Source organism: Paraburkholderia sp. SIMBA_054 (genome assembly GCF_046534875.1).
Classification (GTDB): domain Bacteria; phylum Pseudomonadota; class Gammaproteobacteria; order Burkholderiales; family Burkholderiaceae; genus Paraburkholderia; species Paraburkholderia hospita.
On record NZ_JAWRXV010000164.1, the window covers coordinates 1 to 1,416 of the forward strand.

The 1,416-nt window shown below is 60.7% G+C and carries 1 protein-coding gene; it reads left to right on the forward strand.

The features are described 5' to 3' along the window. Window positions 1–154: 154 nt before the first annotated feature. A complete protein-coding gene (locus tag SB822_RS54495; RefSeq protein WP_410858773.1) occupies window positions 155–1,384 on the forward strand; it encodes an ISL3 family transposase in 1,230 nt (409 codons plus the stop codon). Window positions 1,385–1,416: the final 32 nt, after the last annotated feature.

A 1,416-nucleotide genomic window follows, 5' to 3' on the forward strand; every position in this document is an offset into this window, starting at 1 on the left:
GCTTCTTTCAAATCTCGAATGGGTGGCTTGGCGGGTCAAGTGCGGGCTTCAGCCCGGCGAAGCGAACACTTGACGCGTGTGGAAAAAGTAAGCTGGGACATGGCTGGTTGCGGCAGAATGCGGCAACCAGTCCTGCAAGACAACGCGAACACTGATGAACCAGACCCAACTCTTTGAAGCAGCCCTTGGCATCACGGCGCCGTGGTACGTGCAAGGTGTCGATTTCGACGCCGCGCGGCGTGAACTGACCATTGCCGTGGACTTTGTCGCGGGTACGCGATTTTCCTACCCCAGCGTCGGGGGCGAGCACCCGGTCCATGACACGCAGATCAAGCGACTGCGGCACCTCAACTTTTTCCAGCACGAATGCTTTCTGGAGGTGCGCGTGCCGCGGGTACGCCTGCCCGACGGCTCGGTGCGGCTCGTGCAACCTGACTGGATAGGCAAGCTGGATGGCTTTACGCTGCTGTTTGAAGCGTTCGTGCTGGCGCTGTGCCGGGAGATGACATTTGCCGCCGTGGCCCGTCTGGTGAACCTGTCGTGGTATCGCGTGAAGGCCATCTGTGACCGTTACGTGGACCTGGCCGTGGCCGCAACTGACCTGTCCGGACTCAGCACGGTGGCCATTGACGAAACCTCGTGCCGGCGGGGCCACGACTATGTCTCGCTGGTCGCCGACATGGACGAGCGGCGCGTGGTCTTCGTCACGCCAGGCAAGGATGCAGGCGTTGTCGAACGCTTTGCCAGTCACCTGGAGGAACACAACGCAACACCTGCGCAGATCAGATCGGTCAGCATCGACATGTCGCCCGCCTTCATCAAGGGCGTGGACGAGCATCTGCCCGATGCGCGCGTGACGTTCGACAAGTTTCACGTGATCGCGCACGCCTCCAAAGCTCTCGATGGTGTGCGCCGCGAGCAGCAGAAGACCGATCCTGCACTGAAGGGCATGCGCTGGCCGCTGCTTAAGGATGCTGACAAGCTGAACCTCGCGCAACTGACCGATCTCGAGGCGCTGATCAGCCAGTACACCACCAACCGAACCGGCCGTGCCTGGATGTACCGCGAGCAACTGCGCGAGATTCTCGATCGCAAGCAGATCCACGTCGTCTCCAAGATGTTGCGCCGGTGGTGCAACGGCGTCATGCGTTCCAAGGTCGAGCCCATGAAGGACGTCGCACGCATGATCCTTCGTCATTTCGACGGCATCGTCGCGTGGGCCCAGACGCGCCAGACCAATGGCTTCATTGAAGCCATCAACGGCCTGTTTCAGGCTGCCAAGCGCAAGGCGCGCGGATACGCCAGCTTCAAAACCATGCGAACCGTGCTGTTCCTGATCGCAGGCAAGCTCGACTTCTCGGGCTTCAATCCACATGCCTCGTGAGCCGCATTAGCCACTCCACTTTTGAAATAGCC

What these genes read in the sequence shown, in the direction of transcription:
- SB822_RS54495 (WP_410858773.1), top strand. Translation starts at nt 155, where the DNA reads ATGAACCAGACCCAACTCTTTGAAGCAGCCCTTGGCATCACGGCGCCG.